Annotated in this window: 24 protein-coding genes; 11 read left to right on the forward strand and 13 right to left on the reverse strand. The window is 45.3% G+C overall.

What is annotated here, in order from left to right; translation table 11 throughout:
- Positions 1 to 189: 189 nt before the first annotated feature.
- The 6 genes from FYJ39_RS12250 to rbsD all read right to left on the reverse strand — a co-directional run bounded on the left by FYJ39_RS12250 (position 190) and on the right by rbsD (position 6,128).
- A complete protein-coding gene (locus tag FYJ39_RS12250) occupies positions 190 to 1,188 on the reverse strand; it encodes an ABC transporter permease (RefSeq protein ID WP_154472743.1) in 999 nt (332 codons plus the stop codon).
- Complete coding sequence (locus FYJ39_RS12255; RefSeq protein WP_154472744.1) at positions 1,175 to 2,701, reverse strand: sugar ABC transporter ATP-binding protein; 1,527 nt, start codon at positions 2,699 to 2,701, stop codon at positions 1,175 to 1,177. The genes FYJ39_RS12250 and FYJ39_RS12255 overlap by 14 nt, the downstream gene beginning before the upstream one ends.
- Before the next feature lie 135 nt (positions 2,702 to 2,836).
- Positions 2,837 to 3,865, reverse strand: coding sequence for a substrate-binding domain-containing protein (locus tag FYJ39_RS12260; RefSeq protein WP_154472745.1), 1,029 nt, complete (start codon positions 3,863 to 3,865; stop codon positions 2,837 to 2,839).
- A 15-nt stretch (positions 3,866 to 3,880) separates the two neighbouring features.
- On the reverse strand, positions 3,881 to 4,849 hold the full coding sequence (locus tag FYJ39_RS12265; protein WP_154472746.1) for a zinc-dependent alcohol dehydrogenase: 969 nt from the start codon (positions 4,847 to 4,849) through the stop codon (positions 3,881 to 3,883).
- Between the two features lie 31 nt (positions 4,850 to 4,880).
- A complete protein-coding gene (locus FYJ39_RS12270; protein ID WP_154472747.1) occupies positions 4,881 to 5,714 on the reverse strand; it encodes a sugar phosphate isomerase/epimerase family protein in 834 nt (277 codons plus the stop codon).
- An 18-nt stretch (positions 5,715 to 5,732) separates the two neighbouring features.
- Positions 5,733 to 6,128 (reverse strand): D-ribose pyranase, encoded by a 396-nt coding sequence (gene rbsD / locus FYJ39_RS12275; protein ID WP_287847078.1) that lies wholly within the window; start codon positions 6,126 to 6,128, stop codon positions 5,733 to 5,735.
- Positions 6,129 to 6,392: 264 nt separating this feature from the next.
- Here rbsD and FYJ39_RS12280 point away from each other — a divergent pair, with 264 nt between their 5' ends.
- Positions 6,393 to 7,601: a PucR family transcriptional regulator gene (locus tag FYJ39_RS12280; RefSeq protein WP_154472748.1), complete on the forward strand. Its 1,209-nt coding sequence runs from the start codon at positions 6,393 to 6,395 to the stop codon at positions 7,599 to 7,601.
- Between the two features lie 361 nt (positions 7,602 to 7,962).
- On the opposite strand, the gene codA is transcribed toward FYJ39_RS12280, so the two are convergent.
- Entirely contained in the window at positions 7,963 to 9,228 is a 1,266-nt protein-coding gene (codA, locus tag FYJ39_RS12285) for a cytosine deaminase (protein ID WP_154472749.1), read from the reverse strand.
- A gap of 253 nt (positions 9,229 to 9,481) precedes the next feature.
- Between codA and FYJ39_RS12290 the strand changes: the two genes are divergently transcribed.
- Positions 9,482 to 10,249, forward strand: a complete 768-nt coding sequence (locus tag FYJ39_RS12290; RefSeq protein ID WP_207708700.1) for a creatininase — start codon at positions 9,482 to 9,484, stop codon at positions 10,247 to 10,249.
- A gap of 235 nt (positions 10,250 to 10,484) precedes the next feature.
- Here the strand turns inward: FYJ39_RS12290 and FYJ39_RS12295 are convergent, their stop codons facing one another.
- Positions 10,485 to 11,864, reverse strand: a complete 1,380-nt coding sequence (locus tag FYJ39_RS12295; protein WP_154472750.1) for a D-alanyl-D-alanine carboxypeptidase family protein — start codon at positions 11,862 to 11,864, stop codon at positions 10,485 to 10,487.
- Between the two features lie 263 nt (positions 11,865 to 12,127).
- Between FYJ39_RS12295 and FYJ39_RS12300 the strand changes: the two genes are divergently transcribed.
- The 3 genes from FYJ39_RS12300 to FYJ39_RS12310 all read left to right on the forward strand — a co-directional run bounded on the left by FYJ39_RS12300 (position 12,128) and on the right by FYJ39_RS12310 (position 15,383).
- Entirely contained in the window at positions 12,128 to 13,597 is a 1,470-nt protein-coding gene (locus tag FYJ39_RS12300) for a polysaccharide deacetylase family protein (protein ID WP_154472751.1), read from the forward strand.
- Between the two features lie 162 nt (positions 13,598 to 13,759).
- Positions 13,760 to 14,527: an ABC transporter ATP-binding protein gene (locus FYJ39_RS12305; RefSeq protein WP_154472752.1), complete on the forward strand. Its 768-nt coding sequence runs from the start codon at positions 13,760 to 13,762 to the stop codon at positions 14,525 to 14,527.
- On the forward strand, positions 14,520 to 15,383 hold the full coding sequence (locus FYJ39_RS12310) for an ABC transporter permease (RefSeq protein WP_154472753.1): 864 nt from the start codon (positions 14,520 to 14,522) through the stop codon (positions 15,381 to 15,383). The genes FYJ39_RS12305 and FYJ39_RS12310 overlap by 8 nt, the downstream gene beginning before the upstream one ends.
- Before the next feature lie 176 nt (positions 15,384 to 15,559).
- Here FYJ39_RS12310 and FYJ39_RS12315 read toward each other — a convergent pair whose 3' ends face one another.
- On the reverse strand, positions 15,560 to 16,063 hold the full coding sequence (locus FYJ39_RS12315; protein ID WP_154472754.1) for a GreA/GreB family elongation factor: 504 nt from the start codon (positions 16,061 to 16,063) through the stop codon (positions 15,560 to 15,562).
- Between the two features lie 332 nt (positions 16,064 to 16,395).
- Here FYJ39_RS12315 and FYJ39_RS12320 point away from each other — a divergent pair, with 332 nt between their 5' ends.
- On the forward strand, positions 16,396 to 16,890 hold the full coding sequence (locus FYJ39_RS12320; protein WP_154472755.1) for a superoxide dismutase family protein: 495 nt from the start codon (positions 16,396 to 16,398) through the stop codon (positions 16,888 to 16,890).
- On the opposite strand, the gene FYJ39_RS12325 is transcribed toward FYJ39_RS12320, so the two are convergent.
- Complete coding sequence (locus tag FYJ39_RS12325) at positions 16,887 to 17,861, reverse strand: tRNA dihydrouridine synthase (protein WP_154472756.1); 975 nt, start codon at positions 17,859 to 17,861, stop codon at positions 16,887 to 16,889. The genes FYJ39_RS12320 and FYJ39_RS12325 overlap by 4 nt on opposite strands.
- Positions 17,862 to 18,118: 257 nt before the next feature.
- Between FYJ39_RS12325 and FYJ39_RS12330 the strand changes: the two genes are divergently transcribed.
- Positions 18,119 to 18,298, forward strand: coding sequence for a hypothetical protein (locus FYJ39_RS12330; protein ID WP_154472757.1), 180 nt, complete (start codon positions 18,119 to 18,121; stop codon positions 18,296 to 18,298).
- Between the two features lie 274 nt (positions 18,299 to 18,572).
- Here FYJ39_RS12330 and FYJ39_RS12335 read toward each other — a convergent pair whose 3' ends face one another.
- The 3 genes from FYJ39_RS12335 to FYJ39_RS12345 are packed head-to-tail and all read right to left on the reverse strand — an operon-like array spanning position 18,573 to position 20,808.
- Positions 18,573 to 18,719, reverse strand: a complete 147-nt coding sequence (locus FYJ39_RS12335) for an AE-binding protein (RefSeq protein ID WP_154472758.1) — start codon at positions 18,717 to 18,719, stop codon at positions 18,573 to 18,575.
- 46 nt (positions 18,720 to 18,765) lie between these two features.
- Complete coding sequence (locus FYJ39_RS12340) at positions 18,766 to 18,951, reverse strand: putative motility protein (RefSeq protein ID WP_154472759.1); 186 nt, start codon at positions 18,949 to 18,951, stop codon at positions 18,766 to 18,768.
- 45 nt (positions 18,952 to 18,996) lie between these two features.
- Entirely contained in the window at positions 18,997 to 20,808 is a 1,812-nt protein-coding gene (locus FYJ39_RS12345; RefSeq protein ID WP_195840427.1) for a methyl-accepting chemotaxis protein, read from the reverse strand.
- Between the two features lie 237 nt (positions 20,809 to 21,045).
- On the opposite strand from FYJ39_RS12345, the gene FYJ39_RS12350 reads away from it, so the two are divergent.
- The 4 genes from FYJ39_RS12350 (at position 21,046) to FYJ39_RS12365 (ending at position 25,738) form a co-directional block, all read left to right on the forward strand.
- Positions 21,046 to 23,196: a chemotaxis protein CheA gene (locus tag FYJ39_RS12350; RefSeq protein ID WP_154472761.1), complete on the forward strand. Its 2,151-nt coding sequence runs from the start codon at positions 21,046 to 21,048 to the stop codon at positions 23,194 to 23,196.
- A 15-nt stretch (positions 23,197 to 23,211) separates the two neighbouring features.
- Complete coding sequence (locus FYJ39_RS12355; RefSeq protein WP_154472762.1) at positions 23,212 to 23,688, forward strand: chemotaxis protein CheW; 477 nt, start codon at positions 23,212 to 23,214, stop codon at positions 23,686 to 23,688.
- Between the two features lie 41 nt (positions 23,689 to 23,729).
- Positions 23,730 to 24,542 carry a CheR family methyltransferase gene (locus tag FYJ39_RS12360; RefSeq protein WP_154472763.1) on the forward strand — a complete coding sequence of 271 codons (813 nt, stop codon included), beginning with the start codon at positions 23,730 to 23,732 and terminating at the stop codon, positions 24,540 to 24,542.
- Positions 24,543 to 24,658: 116 nt separating this feature from the next.
- Complete coding sequence (locus FYJ39_RS12365; protein WP_154472764.1) at positions 24,659 to 25,738, forward strand: protein-glutamate methylesterase/protein-glutamine glutaminase; 1,080 nt, start codon at positions 24,659 to 24,661, stop codon at positions 25,736 to 25,738.
- Positions 25,739 to 25,754 lie beyond the last annotated feature (16 nt).

The raw sequence follows: 25,754 nt of genomic DNA on the forward strand, positions 1-25,754 counted from the left end.
TGCTCCCTTTCAGCCTTACGTATTCTGTACGCACTCCATTCATGGGTTTCTTTCCAAATATGCCGGCTCACATAGTCCAAAAACCAGTCTGGTAATTTTGACGCTCAAGCTGCCAGACCGCAGAAATCGGGCAATTCCTATCTGCGTTATTATATTAGCCACCGCCAGCAGGGTCTTACTGAAATGCAGTTAATCTTTCAGCTTATCAATAGCAACCGCAATGACCAGGACGGCTCCCAAAGCAACAAACTGATAGTAGGGGGAGATTTTCATTATATTTAACGCATTGGAAATCATTCCCATAATTAAGGAGCCAAGAAGGGTTCCCCACATTCTTCCCCGTCCTGCCTTAGCCGATGTGCCTCCGATTGTAACAGCCGCAATAGCCTCAAGACCTGTATTTGCACATGCAGTTGGCTGCCCTGAAAACATTCGGGAGGCAAGAATTACTCCGGCAAGCCCTGCTGTTAAGCCACCGATTGCAAACATCAGAACCTTATTGCGCTTTACAGCAATTCCTGATAATTGAGCCGCTTCCGCATTACCGCCGATTGCGTAGGCGGAACGTCCAAATTTTGTATATCTTAAGATAAACCACGCAATAAAATATAAAATTACCATAATAAGAATGGGCACTGGTATTCCTCCGATATATCCCCTTCCAATCACCTCAAATTTTTCCGTCATTCCAATAACCGGGTACGCATTTGTAAGAAGTAGAGCAATTCCTTTATAGATATAGGAAACACCCAATGTTACGATAAATGATGGTATTTTTAAATATGTATGGAGGATACCACAGGCTGCACCGCACACCGCTGAAATACCAACCGCAATCACAACCGATGCCAGGATGCCGAAATACCCATAGCCGGCTAGCATACCGAACTCTTCCTTCAGAAGCATACACGCTATGACGCCGGCTAAAGCTGCGTTTGCTCCTGCTGACAAATCGATTTCATCAATCAGCATAACAAATGTCATGCCTATTGCGGCTACACCGGAAATGGAAATCTGGCGGAACAGATTTATAAAATTATCTACTGTAAAGAAATCCTCTGATACCATAGAAACAAAGGTAATCATAAGCAGAAGCAGTATATACAGGCTATAATTACTGATATTCCTTACTACCGCTTTGGCCGTGGTTTCTCCTTTCCTCTTTTCAAACAAATTAATTCTTTCCATTTGCCTTCCCCCCCTCTACTGTAGCTAAATACATGATAGATTTCTGATTCATTTCCTTGCCAGTGACCTCTCCGGATATTTTTCCTTCATGCATTACAATGATCCGGTCGCACATCCCAATCAGTTCGGGCAATTCAGAGGATACAAATATAATTACCTTTCCCTCCCGGGCCAGTTGAATCATGATACTGTAAATTTCATATTTGGCATTAATATCAATTCCCCTGGTAGGCTCATCTAATATAATAATATCGGGGAAACAGTTCAGCCACTTACCCACCGCTATCTTCTGCTGGTTTCCCCCGCTTAAGAATTTAGCATACTGAGTTTGCCCCGGCGTCTTGATAAGAAGTTTGTCAATATATTCGGCACATACCTTTTTTTCTTTTTGGGGATCCAGATAAAACAGGGTCTTTTGGCGTTCGTAATTAGCCATTATTATATTTTCGCGGACATTCAATGCCAGAACTAATCCCTGACGCCTTCGATCCTCCGGAACCAGTCCGATTCCATGGCGGATCGCATCCCTCTCACTGCGTATACGCGCCTCTTTTCCGTCAATAAGAATTTTTCCTCCCATACTTTTATCAGCTCCAAAAATCAGACGCATCAGCTCCGTCCTTCCGGCCCCCACTAATCCTGCAAAGCCAAGGATTTCACCTTTGTGGGCCACAAATGAGGATGGCTGCACATGTATTCCTCCATCTGTAAGCTCTTTTACCTCCAGGTAAACATCTCCAACTTCTGTATCCTTTTCAGGGTAAATTTCTGTTAACGATCGTCCAACAATATATTCTATAATCTGATCCAGGGTGAGCTGGGAAATCGGAGCCGATTTAATAAACTGACCGTCTCGCAATATTGTCGCATTGGTACATATTTCAAAAACCTCATCCATTCTGTGGGTAATGAATATCATAGTTACCCTTTTTTTATTCAGCTTTTTAACTACATGAAAAAGCTTCTGCGTCTCGCTTTCTGTCAGCGCGGAAGTCGGCTCGTCCATAATCAGAATCTTGGAATTCAGCGAAACTGCCTTACATATTTCCACCATCTGCTGCTCTGCCACTGTCAGTGTATTTACAATATCCGTAGGCCGAATGTTTATGTCAATTTCATCAATAATTTCCTGAGCCATCTGATTCATCCGCTTCCAGTCTATAATTCCTTTTTTCTTTGGCTGTCTTCTTATAAATATATTTTCAGCCACCGTTAATCCAGGAATCAGGTTAAACTCCTGATAAATAATTGCCACCCCTAAGCGTTCTGAATCTTCCGGACACCTTATATCAGCAGCCTGCCCGTCAATATAAATCTCTCCCTCATCCTTTATGTAGGCCCCGGCTAATATTTTCATAAGAGTTGATTTCCCTGCTCCGTTTTCTCCTAACAAAGCAAGTATCTCTCCCTTTCCTACGGTAAAACTGACATCTTTTAATGCCTGAACCCCTGGAAAGTACTTACTGATTCCTCTAAACTCCAATATATTTTTTGTATCACTGCCCTTGCACATATCGATCCCTCCATTTCACCCAGTTTATCTGTTTCCAAACAGAAAACAGCATATCAGGCCGCCGAGATATAAAAGAGTTGTTATTCTTTCTATCTGCGGCAGCCCAACACTTACCCAGATACTTATCTTAATTTATCAGTCAAGGGCAATTTCTTCAGCAGTTATTATCTTGCCTCCGTATGTATATAATCCTACTCCTGCGTTGATGTATTTTTCTTCCTCCGGCAACTCCTTTCCGGTCAGAATATAATCACGGATGGTCTGCACAGCAAGTTCTCCCATTTTTTCCGGATACTGCATAACAGTTGCCACATATGGCGAATCCTCTGCTTTATCAATGGCGCCCTTCTCCTCATCGGTGGCATCAAAGCCTATTACCTTGGTATGTTCATTTTTAGCCGATATAATTGCATCATAGGCTCCCATTCCAGCCTGGGCGCTATAACCAAAAACTAAATCCAGACTGCTGTGTGAGGATAGCGCATCCTCCATGGTTGACATAAAATCTTGTCTGTCAGCCGACTTTCCAAATGTTTCAATATTGGAGTTTGGAAAAACCTTTAATATCTCTTCCTCAAAGCCTTCCGCTCTGGCCTTTGCCGATGTTCCAGACGGAGGAATTAAAACAATAATATCAAGCGCTTCATTCCTATCTACATCTTTTAAATACTGTTCTGCCGCCCACTTTCCTGCAGTACGTCCACCAATTCTGTTATCCGTTCCGATTGCCTGATACACAAAATCAGTGGGACCTGCGTCACATAGGATGATAGGAATACCCGCATCGTTTAATGGCGTGCAAATATTCTTCAGGGTGTCAAAGTTTTGGTATGTCATGATAACAGCCTTGCAGCCCATCTGAATAAAATTTTCAATGGAATTCATCTGCACCTGCTCATCTCCGTTACAGTCAACAAATGCAAGCTCTATGTCGTCTCCGGCAGCGTTCTGAATTCCTCTTTGCATATCCTGATAAAATGGGAACTGCAGGGTAGCCAGGCTGACGCCAATGATAGCCTTTTCATTCTGTTCCTCTGGCGTTTGTCCTTCTGTATTGGCAGCAGCCTGAGTACTTTCATTCACCTTTGCTTTGGAACATCCTGTCAAAATTAAACCTGCGGCTAATAATACTCCCAAGATTCCAGCTATCTTTTTCCTTAACATAAATCCTCTCCTCCATTAAAATGTAATTACTCCTTTGATATATCCGTCCTCTTTGCTGATGGATTTTTCAAATATGGGTTGACAATCTCTGTAATCCGCCACATGTGTCACAAGATCCTGAGGGGTATAAATACCTTTATCCAGTAATGCCTTTGTCTGCTTCATAACATCTGTATAATGGCGGTTACTCATAGGAGACAGGTTATATACGCTCAGTCCGCCCAAATGCCATCTTGTACCGTCAAAGGACATTTCATGTCGGTGCCAGGAGCCGATAACCAGCTTACCGGCTTCATGACGTATTAACTCATTGGCCAGCTCAAAACCTGAATTTGACGCAGAAAATTCAATAACCACATCCGCCCCACCTTCAGCCTTTAACTCTTCAATCCAGGCCTGTCCCTCCTTGTCATAGGGATCGAATACTCTGTCAGCGCCATATTTCCTTGCCAGATCGCGTCTCTCCGGCCTTTTCTCAAAGACGATTACCTCCCCGGCCTGGGAGCCCCTTACTAATCCCATTAAGGTCAGCAGCCCCATATAGCCGCACCCTACTAATACGACTTTATCCCCTGATTCTATTTGGGTTTTATTGAGCAGATTAACCACACAGCAGGTGGGTTCAATAATCCATCTGCTCCAATCATCAATTTCTTTTGGAAGCTTCGCCGCTCCTGCTGCTATATTATTTAAATACTGGCTCATCATCTCATTTCCGCCAGTTCCAAGAAACACATTGTCACCAGCTTTAAAATCGGTCACACCTCCGCCTACTTTTCTTACGACACCTACCGCCTCATGTCCAATAGGGTAGGGCGTTGGCCCTGGTCCGGTCACTCCCTGGAATAAATAGGAATCCCATGCACATACTCCGCATGCCTTTACCTCTATCTGAATCTGGCCATAGCCTGGCTCGTCTGCTATTTCAACTGGTCTTATTTCAATTTTATAGGGTTCTGCAACCCATACAGCGTCACATTTCATTTTTCTTCTCCTGCTTCTGATCCATTTACCGTTACATTCCTAAAACATCCCTTATGTATTTTCTTGATGTTCTAGCTGATTCATAGTTATTAATTCTGTTAAAATCCAGTTCCACTGTCAGATAGCCATCATATCCATATCGTTTCAGCACTGAAAGCACTCCCGGAAAATCAATGATTCCCTGCCCTAAGGCGCGAAATCTCCTGGGAGGATATTCAGGATAGGAATCCGGATCCCCATTAATATCCTTCAAATGGACATATCGAACTTTTTTCATCCTCAGGTATTTGTCAAACAAATACATAGGCTCCATGCCGCACAGCACTGTATGAGCAGTATCCAGACAGAGTCCAATATCTTCTTTCATTCGGGAGAGGAAAAAGTCAATCTGAGCTTCCACTTCAATATAGGTTCCCCAATGAGGATGCAGATTAAGCTGAATGCCATTTTCCCCACAGAGCCTCGCGATTGCATCGGCTCTGTCACAAACCAGCTGCAGCTCCTCATTGCTGACAATCTGCCCAGGCTTCTTTCTTGGAGGCTCCAGATTCATCAGCGTAAATCCATGCTCCCTTGCAAATCGAACGCATCTGTCAGCAATAGCCATATCCTTTTTAAAATCATCTGTCAGATAGTGATAAATACAGACAAACTCCATATTATATTTCTTCATCACATTCTCAAACTCTTCTCCGGCATTTTGATAAATTTCAGATACAATATTGAAATTCTCCATATACTTGTATCCACAATCCTTCAAATCTCTCAAGGACTGCTCAAAATCCCGTTTTGGCAAATGACTTACCGGCTCCCAATTATTGTACTCATCCTGTAACCAAGACCACGCTGTGTACCCTATCTTCATGTTTTCCTCCTTTTAATTTTAAAAATTTACACCTGCAACCAAAAGGATATTGGCATAAGGTGATGCTTCTCCTGTTCGTATAACAGCCTTGGCTTTAATTAGCCTTTTTTTTAATTCCTCATGGGAAATGCTGCTGTATGGCACTTCCGGTAAAATGTCTCTTACCTCCTTATAAACAGTCTCATTTCTTTCCATCAGTTCTTCTGCTACCACAAACGACTCTACAACCATTTCCTCCACTATGGAATTCAGGACTGTACCAAAGGCTGGAATTCCCCGGATTAATGAAAGATCGATCACTGGTATCCCAGGTGGAATAGGCAGGCCCGCATCAGCAACTGCCAGGTACTCTGTATGACCAATTCCGGCTATGGCAGCTAATATTTGTGGATTCAATAAACCATCTTTTTTCACTCTTGTTTCACCGCCTTATGATTCTGTTCTTTTATTTTATCTATTCATCATATTGCTGTATATATACCTCTGTCACAAATGTAAGGTTCTATTATAATGTTCTTTTGTTCACAACAAAACCTGTTTATTGTTGTGCTATATGTACAATCTTTTCCGTGTATCCCCTCACATATATTGTGCCGTATTTACATTCCCACTTTTTTCTAGTATAATTTTGAATGTCACCATAATTATGTTATAGATTCTATTTTAGGAGAAATCATTGTGTCCATTACCTGTGAAGATCTTATGAGCCTGAAGCATTTTCAGAGCATTAAATTATTAGCGGGCCATTCAGGTATTCACCGAACCGTTACCTGGCCTTATATAGTTACCACCCCATCCGTTGCAGAATGGCTTAACAGCGGCGAATTACTCTTTGTCATATATGGCAAAGACCATCAGCCTCAGGCAAAGTGGGAGCTTCTTCAGAATATTATTATAGATTGCAGCAAGAAGCGGATTTCCGGCCTTGTGCTGGTAGAAAGCATTTCCAGTCATGGCACAATCCCATCTAGGATTCTTGAGCTTGCTGATGATTATTCTACTCCCCTTTATGTGATGCCCTGGGATTTGAAACTGCTTAATGTCACGAAAGAAATAATTAATTTAATCATTTCTGAACAGAATATTCAGAAAAAGAGAGAAATTTTTATGGAACGCCTCTTATTCTCGGCCTGTGAAACAGAGGAGGAGCTCCATGATTTTTCCACTCTGCACTCCATCTCCCTTAAAAATAGACATTTTATATTCATCCTTACTTTTACCCAGATACTTCTCAATGAAAACAATGCTTCAGCGCAGGAAACACTTACTATTGTAAAAACAATCATGGCTTTAAATGGCAGCCGGTTTCCTATTATTTTACTCCCCTACGGCAATGATATAATCGGCTTATGCAGCGTAGATGATTCAGAATTGCAGCTTACGAATGCTATCGACTATATTACGGCTATTTACAAACTTCTTATTACAAAATACGCACCCAGCAATTTTGCTTTGGCCTTTGGCAGTTCCTATCCGTCTTTAAGGGAAATGTCTACAAGCTTTAAAGAAGCAAAAAGCGCATTATATTTTGTAAGCAGAATAAATCCTGAGGATCGAATCGCTCACTTTGATAAGCTAACCTTATATCGCTTATTTTTTGATATTCATGATCATATTCCAACATCCGCTGACATATTTGTGGATAGAAATTTAAAACTGCTGATGGAATATGACGAAAAAAATGGAGCGGAATTAGTCCATACATTAAAGTTTTATCTTCAAAACAACGGAAATCTAATCAAAACTGCCGATGCCTTATATATTCACAGGAACACCCTTATATACCGATTAAACCTTATTAAACGTACCCTGAATAATAATCTGGACAGTTCCCTGACAAGAATATCTCTTTTTCTCAGTATCCTGTACTATGAATTTACCAGTTAAGTCCAGAGCTGCTTCAAAACAGTAATTGGACAACGGCTTAAAAAAATCAGCCTTTCTGCCTTACGTCTCTCTTCCTGGCCTGTGGAGGGGAGACGCGCACAACTGTCTAAAGGCCAAAAACGGCGTCCCTTTCTCCCATAGCTGAGATAAGAGGACGCCACATGTACGGTGTCGTATTGTGTTTTCAGTTCTTGTTTCAAGCCCTTGATTTATCAACCTTTGCAGATCATGAAACCAATTTACTAAAAACGGTGCAAACCTTGATTCACTGCCTTACCTCTTCAAAGTCAAGAAATTCCAAAGAACCACGGCTGCCCATTATATCATGGCACAGCGACAAAAGCTCTGACAATCAACTCTATCATTCTGATAATTTATACTCTGACCTGTACGCCGGCTGCTCCCTTTTAAACAAAAGCCTTCCGTTTCTGACAGAACCGATCACTTCTGCTCTGCTGCGTACTGCGTCAAATGGAGTTTTAGCATCTAATATAATGAATTCCGCCATGTTCCCCTCTTTAATTCCATAGGTATCCAGATTCAAGGTTCTGGCTCCGTTCCAGGTTATCAAGTCCAACGCTTTGTCAATCTCCTTTAAAGACATCAGCTGGCATGCGTGAAGCCCTATATCCAGAATATTCATTAGATTTCCATTACCTAATGGATACCAGGGATCTGAAATAGAATCCTGCCCAAAGGAAACATTTATCCCCGCCTCCATAAGCTCCTTTACCCTCGTAATTCCTCTTCTTTTAGGATAGCTGTCCTGACGCCCCTGAAGATACAGGTTTTCCGCCGGACAAACGGCAACGTTCAGACCTGCTTGGCATAGTAGCCGAAGCAGCCGAAATGTATATGCATTATTATAGGAACCCATGGCAGAGGTATGGCTTGCCGTTGTCATTGAGCCTATTCCATTGGCATAAGCCAGATAAGCCAACTGCTCCAGAAAGTGAGAATTCGCGTCATCTGTTTCATCACAATGTATGTCAATTAATTTATTGTATTTGATTGCCAAATTAACAGCTTTTTTTACAGAAGCCTTCCCCAAATCCTCCGTATACTCAAAGTGCGGAATCGCTCCAACTGCGTCTGCCCCCATTTTCAGCGCTTCTTCCAGCAATTCGCCAGCTCTGTAATAGCAATACATCCCCTCCTGTGGAAATGCGACAAGCTGCAACTGCACCAGCTCCTTGTATGTTTCCTTTATTTCCAGGAGAGCCTTCAGTCCTATCAGCCGGGAATCCGTAATATCCACATGCGTTCTAACATATTGTACGCCCCTTAATATTTGGTTCTTTAACGCTTTTTCTGCCCGTTCCTTTATAGATTGTACCGTATCTGTTTTCTTGATATGGGACCATCTGTCAATCCCTTCATACAATGTTCCCGTCTCATTGTTTGCGTCTGATCGCAAAGCGGTATAAGCATAATCCAAATGGATATGAGACTCTACATAGGGAGAAATAAGTAGGTTTCCGTTTAGATCAACCTTTCTGGCGTCTTTGACCACAGATCTTAATTTCTGATCAGATATCTCAAGTATTTTCCCATCCTCTATTAAAATATCGGATAAGCCTTTATTGTATATATTTGCATTTAATAGTAATGTTTTACCTTGCTGCATACCTGCCTCCTGCGTAATCATACTAGTCATAAATTACCATACTTTTTCCTGACATGCCTCGTATTTTATATCCAATCTTTTTATCCTCCAGCTGTATTCCTGCATCTAATGAATTGAGTTAATTTTTATACCCTTCGTACAATGTCTATCAGTCCTTTTTGTTATATACTGGTAACCGTAAATATATGATTTTTGGTATGGAGGCTTTATCCCTATTAATTCCGCCATCCAAAGCGGAGGAATGGAGGTTGATATGAACACACGTTGGGATTTAATTCGAATGGAAAAAATGACATGGATGGAATTTGCTCTGAAAACGGATGCCTTTGTTATTCTTCCCATCGGGTCTATGGAACAGCACGGCCCTCATTTGCCATTAAACGTTGACTCTGTTATTGCAGAGAATTTTGCGTTCCGGATAGCAGAAGAACTGGATGCCGTTGTTGCTCCAACTCTTAAATATGGCTATAAATCAAAGCCTCTCAGCGGAGGCGGCCCTCTGTTTCCTGGTACAGTCGATTTAAGCGGACTCACACTCCAGACGAATATAATAGAATTAATCGACGAATTTTATAAGGATGGCTTCCGAAAGATCTTTATCATGAATGGACACTATGAAAATGAAGCATTTATTGTCGAAGCCCTTGATATAGCTTCTCAAAAATATGGAGATAGCCTGCTTTTAATCACGTCCAACTGGTGGGAGCCCCTTTCTCAAGAAACCATTGACGCCGTGTTTAATCAAAGGCCATTTCCCGGTTGGGCTCTGGAGCATGCTGCTGTCACAGAAACCTCCTTAATGATGTATTTCGCTCCTGATTTAGTCCGTGAGGAACGAATTATCGACACAAAGGGGACAGAGCCCTGCTGCTATATGAAATATCCCATCGAACAGGATATTATTCCTTCCACCGGTGTATTGTCCACTGCCTTTTCTTCTTCAGCGGAAAAAGGAAAGCTGCTTTCCGATACGGCGGTAAAGAAATTAGTGTCTATCCTGTCCCAATACTGTCATAAATAAAAGCTTTGCCTTATAGTCTCCTGCTTTCCTTCACAGCCGGCTTCTCCAGGGGTTCTATCAAAGCCTCTGGTGCCTCTCTTTTTAAATGCCCATTCCCTTTTTCTAAATAAGGATTCTCCAGGTCTCTTAAACGGCAAATACCTGGGAATCCATATTTCCATCTTATATATCTCCTATATTAAATAATCAAATTCTTATCCTGCCTCCCTGCCGTTTCCACACTGCCATGCAGCGCCTACCCCAGCTGCCATGCATGAATGAGCTTTTTCAGGTAATCCATATATCCAGCTTCTCTCACCGCACCGTCTGTAATTATGTCTACCTGTCCCAGTGAATCGCCGTTTAAGGTATATTCCAGCATGCCGGCTTTCTGGCCCGGCTTAATGGGGGCCTCCATGGACTCTGGCAGCACAAGCCTTCTCTCAATGGCGGCAAAATCCTCCCCCCTTAAGCTCAGATAGGAAAATGTCCCCTGATACTTAAGGCCCACCTCATCCTCTACACCTCCCGTTACAGGCATACCAGGAAGAGGAAGAGGATCTTTATCCTCATAGAGACGGCAGTTAGCATAACCGTAATTTATCAAGGTCTGCGCGTCCCCAAACCGTGTCTTGTAATCTGGCGCTGCCATAATAGCGGCAATCAGACGTACGCCGTCCTTTTCTGCGGTTGCAGAAAGGCAGTACTTGGCTATGGAGGTGGAACCGGTTTTAAGGCCCGTAACCTTAAAGTTCGTGGCCATTTTTAATAGCTTGTTAGTATTAGACAGGCCGAATTCCTTCGTTCCCTGCTTAGTTACATGGGTAATATTCTCCATCCAGATAGTAGAATAATTATGTATCTGGGGATACCGGTTAATCAGCTCCCGGCTCATAATAGCAATATCCCTGGCAGTAGTCAGATGCTCCGGCGACTCCGTAAGGCCGCAGCAGTCTACAAAATGTGTATTGTTCATGCCCAGCCCTGACGCTCTTTCGTTCATCATTCGCACGAACTCCCCCTCGCTGCCTGCAATATATTCTGCCATGGCCACGGAAGCGTCATTGCCCGACGCAATCACAATACATTTGATAAGGGTTTCCACCGTCTGAGCCTCGCCTTCCTCTAAAAACACCTGAGAGCCTCCCATAGATTTGGCATAGGCGCTGGTGACTACCTCATCTGTAAGTTTGATTTTACCGGACTCCAAAGCGTCAAAAATAAGAATCAGAGTCATAACCTTTGTTACACTGGCAGGGCTCCGCTTCTCATCGGCCCCTTTTTCATATATAACCTGACCTGTTGAGGCCTCCATAAGCACTGCAGAGGGAGCAGCGATGGAAACGGCAGGGTCCGTATCTGCCTCCACTGCGCTTAAGCTGCGCTCCTCCTTCCGAGCAGTTTCACTTTCCCTTCCTCTCTCCTCTCCCTCAGTCTGTCCACCAGAACCTACATTCTGTTCCTCTGCCAGTTTCCCGCTTACGGACTCGGAATCAATTTCTCTGTTCCCTTCCTCCACAGCCTGGACAATGGCTCCTGCCGGTATGGCAATCTCCGGTTCCTGTCCCAATGCTGCAGCAGCCGGGTGGAGCAGCAGGACTGTAAGGGTTAAGCATATGGCTGCAATCCGTTTCATAGTTTCCTCCGAAATCTTCTTCTGCTACTAATTGTATGGGAAAGGACAGCCCACATATGCCCATTCTTTGGTTAATGTGCAGGGAAAATACGGCCTACTCCAGTTATGTTTGACAGCTTCCTGCGCTTCAGATTTCAGGTCTGCTTAATTTCAACTGTAATTTTCCAGTATTTGCTTTCCTTTATGTATACCAACTTTTAAAAATTTGTGCTATACTGTTAGAAGAATACATCTGTCAGGAAATTATTGAGGAGTAAAGAGTCATGGGTAAAGCTGATTACAAACATCGCAAGGCACAAAGAAGGCGGCGGAAGCTGGCAAAATTATCACAGCATCTTCCTACCTTCATCCTATTATTTGTTATTACAGTGGCAGTAGGAACCGGCGTATCCTCACTCTTTTATTTTGTATTAAAAAAGCAGCCAGAAATGGGAAAGCACTCTATTCAGGCAGCCGCCACTGCCGGCAGCGCCGGGTCTTTATCAGCTCCGGCAGAGCCGGCGTCTTCAGAGCCTCAGCCCGATGAAACAGATCTGCTAATCCAGGAAGCCAACCGGCTGGCCTTGGGATATGACTATGACAAGGCTATCCAGCTGTTAAGCGCTTCCCCCAGCAGCAGTGACCAGAGGATTATCCAGGCAGTGGCCGGCTATGAAGAAGCAAAAGCAGCCCTTAAACCAGCTGATACCACAACCATCCCCCATGTTTTCTTCCATGCGCTGATTATGGATACCTCAAAGGCTTTCGATGGGGATACGGACAGCGCAGGATATAATTCTGTGATGACTACCAAGGATGAATTTCTAAAAATGCTGGAAGCCATGTATAAGCGAGGCTATGTGCTGGTGCGGATTCGTGATATTGCGTATGAGACCGTAGGTGAGGACGGGGCCACCAGGTTTGTTAAGGGAACAATTATGCTGCCTGAAGGCAAAAAACCTCTTGTAATGTCCCAGGATGATGTGTGCTACTATCCATATATGGACGGAGACGGCTTTGCAAAACGAATTGTTATCGGCGAGGATGGAAAGCCCACCTGTGAGATGGTGATGGATGATGGAACCGTTTCCACAGGATCCTATGATTTAGTGCCTCTTTTGGAGGATTTCATACAGGAGCATCCGGACTTTTCCTATCGGGGCGCAAGAGCCATTATTGCATTTACAGGCTATGAGGGAATACTGGGATACCGGACAGCCAGCTCCTATGCACAGACGAATCCAAACTATGAGCAGGACAGAGAGCAGGCGGCCAAGGTAGCACAGTGCCTGAAAGACAACGGCTGGGAACTGGCAAGCCACAGCTGGGGACATCTGAAGCTGGGTGTGGATTCGGATCCGTCAAAAGGCTTTGCCATCACAGAGGAACGGTTTCAGGCTGATACGGATAAATGGGAGGCCGAGGTTGAATCCTTAATTGGGCCTACAGACATTATCCTCTATCCCTTTGGCAATGATATTGCGGACTGGCGGCCTTACAAGCAGGATAATCCAAGATTTAACTATCTGGAATCCAAGGGCTTCCGTTACTTCTGCAATGTAGATGCCAGTGCCCCTTACTGGAGCCAGATGGGAACCAATTACTTCCGCATGGCAAGAATCAATCTGGACGGCTATCGTCTGTACCAGGATATGATTCAGACGGATCCCTCCAAAAAGCGGCTTTCGCAGTTCTTTGAGGCTTCAGAGGTCTTTGACCCTGCAAGACCTACTCCTGTAGGATGGAGCTACTAAAAATCAACCTAACTCCACGTCAGGCATTCAAAGCCCCAAGGGGCTTTGAATGCCTGCTTTCTTTTCTGATTCTGTATTTATATCAAACTTGTACACGAACGGTTTAACTCTTGTTTCATATAATACACTAAGGAATTGATCTGTAATGGAAAGGAGTTTTTCATGATTCCCAAACTGGAAGTTAACAGGGTCAGCTATTCCTACCACTCTCTGGATGGTGAGACGCTGGCCCTTTCTGATATATCCTTTAACGTATCTGCCGGAGAATTTGTGGCCATTGTAGGGCCTTCAGGCTGTGGAAAGTCCACGTTACTTTCTATGCTAAGCGGCTTGACAAAGCCGGAAAAGGGAGCTATTTTCATTGACGGCACGCCTTTGGAAACATCTCCTGAAGCCATAGGCTATATGCTGCAGAAGGATCATTTATTTGAGTGGCGGAATGTTTTATCTAACGTATCCCTGGGCCTTGAAATTCAAAAACGATTGGACGAACCTGCCAGGCTTGAGCTTATGGAAATGATGTCCGCCTATGGCCTGGCCGGATTCGAATACGCAAAGCCCTCAGAGCTGTCTGGCGGTATGCGGCAGAGAGCGGCCCTCATCAGAACCCTGGCTCTAAAGCCGGATATTCTTCTTTTAGATGAGCCTTTTTCCGCGCTGGATTACCAGACAAGGCTAGCTGTCTGCGACGACATCAGCTCCATTATCCGCGGCGCTCACAAAACCGCAATTCTGGTTACCCACGATCTGTCTGAGGCCATTAGCGTAGCTGACCGGATCGTGGTTCTAACCCCCAGACCTGGACGGGTCAAGGATATTTTGACCATCCAATTCCCGGAAGGCTGCGTCCGCCCACTGGACCGGCGTAACTGTTCGGAATTCTCAAACTATTTTAATATGGTATGGAAGGAGCTGAAACTATATGAATAAACAAACCATTTCCAGAGGCCGGACGGCCAGCAGGCTTTCGCCAAGGGATGAGGCATGCTCCACCTGTGAGATGTCCCTTGCCCAGCAGGCCTTTGTCATGGGTGAGCTGCGCCGTCATCGACAAATCTCCATCTGTCGGATTATGCTTTTGGTTCTCCTTCTGGCCCTGTGGGAGCTGGCTGCCCACAGGGGCTGGATCGACAGCTTTATCTTCAGCTCCCCCACTATGATCGCAAAATGCCTGGTAACCATGACAAAGAACGGCAGCCTTTTTCTTCATACGGGAGTAACGCTAATGGAAACCCTTGCAAGCTTTGCTGTATGCACATTCCTTAGTCTAACCTGCGCTCTTTTGCTATGTTCCAGCAAAAGCATGGCCCAGATACTTGAGCCCTTCCTGGTTCTCATGAACAGTCTTCCAAAATCTGCTCTGGCTCCTCTTTTGATCGTATGGCTGGGGAATAACATGAAAACCATTATCGTAGCTGCAGTGTCGGTGGCAGTGTTCGGCTCCATTCTGACCTTGTATACAGGATTCACCCAGATGGATCGTGCAAAAATAACTCTAATCTACTCCCTGGGAGGCAGTTGGAAGGATGTTCTGGTAAAGGTTCTGCTTCCAGGCTCTCTTCCTATGCTCATCAGCAATATGAAGGTGAATATAGGATTATGCCTGGTAGGGGTGATTATCGGAGAATTTCTCAGCGCAAAGGCGGGACTTGGATACCTGATTACCTACGGGTCACAGACCTTTGCCATGACTATGGTGGTGACTTCCATTGTAGTTCTTTGTATTGTCTCGACTATTCTTTACCAGATCATATCCTTTGCGGAGGGAAGGGTCAAAGTTAAATAACGGACGCTGCCAGGCTTATCGTAATGGCAAAAAATTTTCATTTCAGCAGCAAAGTCGGCGGTCGAATGACCGCTGATTTGCAAATTTTACTTAACCCCTGTTTCAGAGAGAATCATTGTTGTATAAGCTATTGCCCCATTTGCATTTTGCAGAAGTCCTTCTTAACGCCCCTTTGCTCAGAAACTCCTAAGCTTATCCTCCTCTCCCTCCGCCGTCTTATCAATAGACCGGATTTCCACCTGGTAGCTAAAGCAGTCATTTACCTGAACATCCACCCTGTCCCCTACCTTGTGTCCCTTGATAGCCTTTCCCAGAGGAGAGTCGATACTGATTAAGCCCTGAAGAGAATTTCCTCTCACAGTCGTTACCAGCTTATAGCTTTCCAATTCGTCATCCTCGGGAATATAGATGGTCACCCGGTCATTCAAACCCACCTCGTCAGGCCGGGAGTCATCAGATATAATTCTGGCTGTCTTGATCATCTTCTCCAGATACCGGATACGGCTCTCATTCCGGTTCTTATCCTGCTTGGCTGCCTTATACTCAAAATTTTCGCTTAAATCCCCATGAGCCCTGGCCTCCTTCACCGCTTCCAGAGCCTCCCTTCTGACCACCAGCTTGCGGTATTCTATCTCCTCCTCCATTTTCTTTATATCCTGTTTTGTCAGTCTGTCGTACATATAATTCCTGCCTTTCCTTCCATTTTATTTACCTATTCCCTTGCAAAGTTGACATAAGCTGCAAATGTAAATATATCCGCTGTTTATCATTTATTTATTTCTATTTTAGTATTTTTACGGAATCTTTCGTCAATGATCAAATATTGTCCACATTTATCCTATATAGTAGTATCCGTAAGGTGATAAACCTTTTACCATACAGGAAGCATTTTCATATCTATGGCCGGCAATTCCCCTTTTTGCCGGCCCCTCCTTTATAAAAGCGCTTCCTGTTAACGTTCTTTTCTTGTCTGCATATCCTAATAGAAACAAAGCACAATAAGGAGATATGTATGACCAATCAATCAACTCCCGGCGATATCTTTGCCGACCTTCTACGCTACAATAACCCCTCTGCCCTGGCCTGGGTCAGAGGCGGAGAAGCTGTTCCTGCCTTAAGCGGCCTTGTAAAATTCTATGAAACACCTTATCAGGGCGTGCTGGTGGAGGCTGAAATTTTCAATCTTCCTAACAAAAGCATTCCCGGCTCCTCCGATTTCTACGCTTTCCACATCCACCAAAACGGTGACTGCTCCGGTAACTTTGCCCGCACCGGAGACCATTTTAATCCCACCAGCCAACTTCATCCCTTCCATGCAGGAGATTTTCCGCCTTTACTTGGAAATGAAGGCTACGCCTGGACTGCTTTTTACGACAAACGTTTCTCCATCAAGGATATTCTGGGGCGTTCCGTCATCATTCACAGCAATGAGGATGATTTTAAAACCCAGCCCTCCGGGGATTCCGGCAGCAAGATTGCCTGCGGTGTAATTGAAATGATACGTTAATGCCGTTCAGGCTTAAATCCTTCTCCTGCCACAATATCCAAATCCCTTAAAATAAGGTCCACGGCTGCTTTATATTCCTCCAGCCGCTGGGCCTTCTTGATTCTCTTAATATATCTTCCGTTATCATTAAATATCTGAATCATCATGGACCAAAGCTCCTTCATCTTAAACAGCACATTCCTGTCTCCTGACATAATCTCCCTGTATCCCTCATAGACCAGGCCATGAAATAAGCAAAACCGTTCCTTGTCCAGCTTTCCGGCCTTCTCAAGCTCCTCCTTCAGCCCCGGATTGGCCAGTATTCCCCTGCCCAGCATCAAAGCATCCAGCATCGGGCAGGCCTGGGTAAGCCTTCTGTAAGCGCTGGCTGTAAATATATCCCCATTATAGCACACCGGACAGGAGCTGGCGTCCATTGCATATGCAAAAAGCTCCATACGGGGCTTATTTTTATAATAATCCGCACGGCTTCTGGGATGGACGATAAGCTCCTTTAAGGGATATCTGCTGTAAATCTCCATCAGCCGATAAAATTCATCCTCATTCGCAACCCCCAGCCGGGTCTTGACAGAAAGTTCCATACCCATATGATCCAGTTCCCGGCAGACCTTGTCCAAAAAAGCCTCCAGCCCTTGCGGCAAAGCCAGAAACCCTGCCCCTTTATTCTTGGATACTACGGTTCCCGAAGGACAGCCCAGATTCAAATTCACTTCTCCATATCCGTACTCCTTCAAAATCAGGGCTGTGTGGGTAAAATCCTCCCAACGGTTAGTCAGTATTTGGGGCACAACGCAAAGTCCCTGATTGTGTTCAGGGAGTATGTCATTTAGCTCCCTCAAGCTTAAGCCTTTGTTTTGCTTTGGGGAAAGAAAGGGCGTAAAATATTTATCCATGGGGCGAAAGCACCGATGGTATGCATTTCTGTATATATATCCTGTGAGTCCCTCCATGGGCGCCATATAATATCGCATAAGTTCTCCTGACGCAAGCCCTAAGCTTACAAACATACGAAAGCACCCAGAAAGCCGCAGCTTCCTGGGTGCTGATCTTCTATTACAATCGTTTGAACTGCCTGTTCCGCTTTCACTATCCTATACCATGGCAGCGGAAATGTCAAGGCTGTTTCACCGTCTTTCCAGGACAAGCCCATGAATGAATAAACTGTAAATGAATGCTGGCCGCATAAAAGTCATGCAGGCTGCACACCCTATTCATGAGGTGATGAAATATGATATTAGACAATCAGGAATACCCCATCGGCTTTACCATGGAGCTTGCCATGCACCCTGACAGCCTGAACAGATTCGCAAAGCTGCCAAAGCCGCAGCAGGACTCCATTGTCAACGGAGCCAGAGAAATAAAATCCCGTGATGAAATGCGAAATTATGTGGAAACTATGTTTCAATAGAGCAAGGTTTTTATAACCGGATTTTATTTAATTTCAGAAATTGCCAGGCCAATTCCTGAAAAGCCGTACCCAGAGGCTTTTTACGAATTTGACCTGGCAATTTGCGAACTCTTTCCAATTATTTCCGTCCGCCATAATCCGAGTATAGAACTGGGTTAAAGCTTCGGGAATACAGTCCCACAAACGCAGACGCAGCAGCGCTCTGTTAAGGCTTGGGGACTGTGCTTATTAAGCGGACAGCATATAGGCAGGCGGGTTCATATTTGAACGACAGCTAGTTTCCTCCGGGGCCATCCCGACGCTCTCTGAATGACTCAGGCAGTCCCTCCACTCTGGCTCCGTCCTTATAACGCTCCGTATCGATCTCTGGAACATCTCCGTCACCATAACGATCCGTATCTGGATTTCTCTCTATTCTCATTGAATATCACCTCCAGAAATAGTATGGGGCAAATTCAGAAAAAATATTACGCATATACATCCAGAAGCCGTGAGGCAGGAGCGGGAACTGCCTCCATCATATCCTGGAGCGCCTGGCCCTGAATCTGAGCCGTATCCAAAGCCTTACCCAAAAGGGCAACGTTCATATCTGTCATCCATCTGGCGCTGCTAAAACTTATATTGCCCGGCGCCGTACTCATTGATACATCCATTTTTCATTCCTCCTTTTTTCTTATCCTGCTTTTTCCGCCTTTTAATCAATACTTATCATCATATGAGGAGCCCATACTATCATAGGAAGCATTCATGCTTTCATCCTTGCTGTCCATGGTGCTGTAGGAAACGTCGCTCTGTACGGAAGATCCAGAGGAAAATGCGGAAGAATCCCCATCCAGCTTAAACCGATCAGCCAGATCCTTAAGCATCTGAGCCTGTCCTGAGAGCTCCTGGCTTGCGGCAGCGCTTTCCTGCGCAGTTGCGGAGTTTGTCTGAACAACACTGGAAATTTGATCAATTCCCTGGGTAATCTGGGTCACAAACTCTGCCTGCTCCGAAGCCGCCTTACTGATAGACGCCATCATGGTGTTAGCGTCGTTAATGCCATCAACCACAATCTCAAGGGAATTAGCTGTATCGTCAGCAATCCTTCTGCCGTTTTCCACAGCCTGAAGGGAGTTCTCTATCAATGCCGCCGTATTTTTGGAGGCCTCCGCAGATTTGCTGGCCAGATTACGCACCTCATCCGCTACCACAGCAAATCCCTTTCCTGCCGCTCCTGCCCTTGCCGCTTCAATGGCTGCGTTCAGAGCAAGAATATTGGTCTGGAAAGCAATATCCTCAATGGTCTTAATAATCTTGCCGATTTCGCTGGAGGAATTGCTGATATCTGACATGGCAGCCAGCATATCCTGCATCCGCTTATTGCTTTCGCTGGCCTCGCTTCCTATAGCCTCCGCCTTTTCTCTCGCCTGGCTGGCATCCTGAGCATTCTGGTTAATATGATTGGATATTTCATTAATCGAAGCAGCTAATTCCTCTACTGAGGAGGCCTGCTGGGTCGCTCCCTGAGAAAGCGCCTGGGCTCCTGCCGATACCTGTTCAGAGCCGGAGGCCACCTGATCCGCCGATTGTCCCAGGGTCACAAGGGTATCGTTGATGCTGCTCTTTAGCTTGTTAATAGCAACGAAAATCCGGTGGTAATCTCCTACGTAACGCTCCTGACATTGGGAGGCAACGGTAAAATCACCTGCCGCCATCTGACCGACTATATGTTCAATATCTTCAATCATATACTTCACACCGTCAGTTACATTGGACATAGCCTTTGCCATTGATCCAAATTCATCTCCGGATTCGTAATCCACCTTTGCGGAAAGGTTCCCTTTATTCACCTCATCCATACATGCCTCTATCTTTCTTAGAGGATTGAGAATATCTCCTGACAATTTCAAGGAAATGATGATGGTAGCTATCAGTGCGATGGAAGCAATCACAATTGCAGCGCTGAATAAAATGGTCTGTGTGGAAGCAGAAGAATTATATCTGTCAGCACTGGCTGATTCCATAGCGTTAAGAGCTTGCAAAAGAATATTTGTATACTGCTCCACCTGGGGTTCATATTGTTCAAAGAACAATTTGTTTGCCTTAAGATCCGACTGTAAGGTATTCTGCGTCGCATAATCAGCAATCTCATCTCTAAGGCCTACGTTCTTATCCATCTGCGACTGAAACTCCTTCAGCTTGGTTAAATCCCCATTATAATTGGAATACAGCCATTGAAGATCTGACTGGATTTCACTGTAATACTCCTGCGTCTGCTGGATATATTGATTAACCTTAGCTGAGTCTGTGGCTAAAGCCGCCTCACTCAGGCTTTTTAATTCCCCCTGAAGTTTTACACGTATATCATAAACCTTGCTGGTAGCCTGATAATCCCTTTCGTAAAATTCCTCATAACTTGTCCTGGCGCCTACCATCGCTACACTGGCAAAAATCACCGACACCAGAAATAATACTACAATACTTCCAAATGTAAGTAAAAATTTTTTGCCGACTTTTAGATTCTTCATTTGTTTACCCTCTCTTTCAAGCTCAAAGGAGCTATAATATAAATTGTAATTATAATAATATAGTCGACAACTTTTATTTTTAAGTAATAGGAGGGGAGGCACAAACTTTCGCACAAACAAGGCCCATTCCCTGAACATTTAAAAACCTCCTTCCTGCACTTAATAATTCCAATATTCTGCCGATAATATAAACTAGTATCAGACTGCTAAATAACAAAAGATAGGTGGTGCGAATATATGGATAATGGTATGGACAGTATGCTTGATACATACCTCTATGAAACCAATTCCCTGCTGGATCAGTTGGATGAGCTGCTGGTGAATGATGAGAAGCTGGGTGACTTTTCTCAGGATGATGTTAATGAAATTTTCCGCATCATGCACACCATTAAAGGCTCCTCCGCAATGATGGAGTTTGGCTCTCTTTCCTCCATTGCCCATCACGTAGAAGATCTGTTCTTCTATATACGTGACAAAGGAATTGAATCTCTGGATTCTCAGCACAAGAAGGAGCTGTTTAACCTGATGTTCCGTTCGGAGGACTGTCTGAGAGGCGAGGTGGAAAAGGTTGAAAGCGGCAAGCCGCTGCTGGAAAACGTGGATGCATTTACAGCTGAGATAAACGCTTTTCTGAAAAAAATCAGCGGAGCAGAAGGCAGTTCGTCAGACGGGAGTTTTACAGGAAGCACAGCTGGAAACGCAGGCCCAAAGGGCTCTGAAGAGGACGGCAGCGCGGATATCCCTGTACGTTCCGGCGATGATACGGTTCCCGATGATAAGGACGCCCTTTGCTTTCTCCATGTTTTTCTGGAAGATGGAATCGGCATGGAAAACCTGCGGGCCTTTATGATAATCACCTCCTTAAGGGATTGCGATGTCTCTTTCCGTCACTACCCGCCGGATCTGGACAGCAATCCGGGTACCTGTTCCAAAATTGTGGACAATGGCTTCTATCTTGCCTTTGACTCTGAGGAAATGGAGAAACGGGCCGAGGATATTTTAAAGTCTCAGAACCATATCCATTCCTATGAGCGGGTTAACTGTCAGAAAGTTCCTTCCAAAAAGCCAAAGGCTCCTTCCACAGTTCCTTTTCGCGCCGAGACAGACCGGCCCCAGAGTGCGGCAAAGACTCCCGTTTCCGAGCCTCCGTCAAACAACAGTACGGAAGGGCTGAAAAATTATGCGCCTGTCAAGCAGAATTTAATCAGCGTCAATCTGATGAAGCTGGACAGCCTGATGGATATTGTGGGAGAAATTGTTATCACCGAATCCATGGTCACCTCCTCCCCGGAGCTTCGGCATTTAAGCAGAGACAGCTTTGACAACTTCATGAAGTCCGCCCGCCAGCTTCGCAAGCTGACAGACGATCTCCAGGATATTGCCATGTCATTGCGCATGGTGCCTGTTTCTGGTGTTTTCCAGAAAATGAATAGGATTGTCCGGGATATGAAACAAAAGCTGGACAAGGATGTGCGCCTGACCATTGTAGGAGAAGACACAGAGGTGGACAAAACCATTGTGGACAGCATTCAGGATCCGATTATGCACATTGTCCGAAACTCCATGGATCATGGCATTGAGGACACGGAGGAAGAGCGTGTGGCCGCCGGCAAGAGCCGCCAGGGTGAAATCATCCTTTCTGCTACCCATACCAGCAGCGAGGTAGTCATTGAGGTCACTGACGATGGAAGGGGAATGGACCCGGATAAGCTGCTGGCAAAGGCAAGAGAGCGGGGAATCCTTACGAAGCCGGAAAGCGAATATACCCGCAAGGAGGCTTTGGGGCTGATTATGGCCCCCGGATTTTCTACCAATCAGACCGTCACCGAATACTCTGGACGCGGCGTGGGGATGGACGTTGTAAGAAAGAATGTGGAATCTGTAGGAGGGGTTGTCTCTTTATCCAGCGAGCTGGGCAAGGGAACCACCGTAACCATGAAAATTCCTCTGACTCTGGCCATTATGGATGGAATGAAGGTCACAGTAGGCAGCTCCATTTTTACCATCCCCATCGCCAATATCCGTCAATCCTTTAAGGTATCCGCCGATCAGATTATCCATGATGAGGATGACAGCGAGATGGTGGAACGGATGGGAAACTTTTATCCCATTGTGCGCCTCCACCAGTTCTACAATATTGACACGGAGGTGACAGAGCTTGATAAGGGAATCCTTATGTGGGTGGAGGCCAGCGACCGTTCCTTCTGTCTCTTTGTGGACGATTTAATCGGAGAACAGCAGGTTGTTGTTAAGCCTCTTCCCGTTTATCTGAATTGTTTCGAGCTGAAAAATTACGGAATTACCGGCTGTACCATATTAGGAAACGGAAACATCAGCCTGATTCTGGATATTATGAGTCTTCACGGTGCAGCCGTGGAAAATATATAGAAAGGAGCAATCGTCATGGGTGAACAGAATATACCGCAGAACATGGCAGGAGCCACTCCAAAAAATGAGGGCGCCTCCATTGAGCGCTGCCTGACCTTTGAGTCGGGTAATCTTGTCCTCTATATCAGCACAAAATATGTGATTGAAATCATCGACAACCACTCCATCACACCCCTTCCTCTGGTTCCTCCCTATATTAAGGGGATCGTCAATCTGAGAGGACAGATTCTTCCTGTGATAGACATACAGCAGCGCATGGGAAAGGAGGCCGCCAAATACACCGGCAAAACCTGCGTCATTGTGCTGAACATTGATTCAGTTCCCATGGGAATTATCGTAGATTCGGTGCGGCAGGTAGCTGATATTGATTTAAAGGAGGTTCACCCGATCCCCCTAAAACGCAGGCAGAAGCTGTTAGACGGCATGGTTACTATGGAGGATGGAAGCGTTCTCATGTCCATTGACTGCCAGGCTCTCGCAAACGCTGAATAAGAATTCAGCTAACAACCAACCGACAGGAGGATCTCTATCATATGCTGAACCTTACAGACAGCGATTTTCAGCGGCTGTACCGTTATATTCAAAAGCATTATGGAATTGACCTGAGCAAAAAAAAGCAGCTGATTGTCAGCCGTCTTTCCAACTCCCTGGCTGCCCAAGGCTTTCAGGATTTCTCCGCCTATGTAGACGATATTCTCTCCGGCCGAGACCCAGGAATGGTTACAGCTATGCTGAACAAGCTCACTACCAACTACACCTATTTTCTCAGAGAAAAGGAACATTTCCAATATCTCTGGGAGGTGGTTTTGCCTTACCTGGCCCAGTCCCACAGCCATGATCGGACGCTGTCCATCTGGAGCGCAGGCTGCTCTTCCGGAGAGGAGCCATTTACAATTTCCATGTACCTGAAGGAGTTCTTCGGCTCGAAGGCCCCTCTTTGGGATACCAGAGTTCTGGCAACCGATATTTCTCAGAAAATCCTGGACACAGCCAAGACTGCCTCCTATACGGAGGAGAATCTGTCTCCTCTTCCGGCTTCCTGGAAACAGAAATATTTCATCCGCACAGGCGAAGGAGAATACGCAGTCTCCCCGGCAATTAAGAGCAACGTTATATTTAAGCCCTTCAATTTAATGGAGCCTATACGCTTCAAAAAGAAATTTGATTTGATTTTTTGCCGAAACGTCATGATCTATTTTTCTCAGGAAACAAAGGATTCTCTGGTCAGACGGTTCTACGAGGCAACTGTGCCGGGAGGCTACCTGTTTATCGGACATTCCGAAAGTCTTACCAAGTCGGTTTGCCCATACCGCTACCTTCTTCCGGCTATATACCGGAAAGCTTAATATCCAAACGTTTTATTCTGCCGCTTTATACTCCCGGCGCTGCCGGCTCTCAGGTCCGGCACTTGAAAGCCCGCTTCTGCCCCCTGTAAGCGGCTATTAGAAAGAAGGTTTTATATATGGAGCAAAAAATACGGGTAATGGTCGTTGACGACTCAGTCCTTTTTCGTAACTGGCTGGTCCAGTCTCTTGGAAAGGACCCCCGCTTTGAAATAGTAGGCTATGCCGCCAATGCATTTGACGCAAAACATAAGATTCCTCTTTTAAGGCCGGATCTGCTGACTCTGGATATAGAAATGCCAGGGATGTCCGGCCTAGAATTTTTAAAGGAGCTTCTGCCTGTACATCCTATTCCTGTTATTCTAGTATCCTCCCTGAACATGTGTGTATTTGACGCGCTGGCTGCCGGAGCAGTGGATTTTGTACGCAAGCCTGATATGGAGAACAGCCTGGGAAAGGAAGCCTTTCTCAATATGCTGAAAGCCAAGGTGGTTATCGGATCTAAAGCCAGGGTTCAGCTTCCCGGCACTCTTCAAGCTTCCCCTGTCTCAAAGCCAGCCGCTTCACGCTCCTCCTATGGGCGCACAGCTTCCGGGGCATCCGCCAGCGTACGTGTAAACAAATCCGCCGCAGATGCTGGCCGGCTTATCGCCATTGGCGCGTCTACCGGCGGAACAGAAGCAATCCTTCAGATTCTGCAGCAGCTCCCTCCTACTCTGCCGGGAATTGTCATCACCCAGCATATGCCGGCTGGCTTTACTGCCATGTATGCAGAGCGGCTAAACCGTCTATGCTCCATGGAAGTGCGGGAAGCCAAGCATGGTGACAGGCTGTATCCCGGACTGGCTCTGCTGGCCCCTGGAGGACTTCAGATGCGGGTCGTTCGCATGGGAAACGGCTATGGAGTTTCCTGCTCTAAGGATGAGAAGGTGAACGGACATTGCCCTTCTGTAGATGTGCTTTTTGATTCCGTGGCTATCCATGCCCGTGAAAAGGCTATGGGAATCCTTCTTACCGGTATGGGCGCTGACGGAGCAGCCGGCCTGCTTCGCATGAGAAAGAACGGCGCATATACCATCGGACAGGATAAGGATACCTGCGTTGTGTATGGCATGCCCATGGAAGCATGGAAAATAGGGGCTGTATGCTCACAGGCTCCTCTGGACTCGATTGCTCAAAATATCATTTCCCATCTATAGAACCTATGAAAAAAGC

Source organism: Clostridium porci, from assembly GCF_009696375.1.
In the GTDB taxonomy this organism is placed as follows: Bacteria; Bacillota; Clostridia; order Lachnospirales; family Lachnospiraceae; genus Enterocloster; species Enterocloster porci.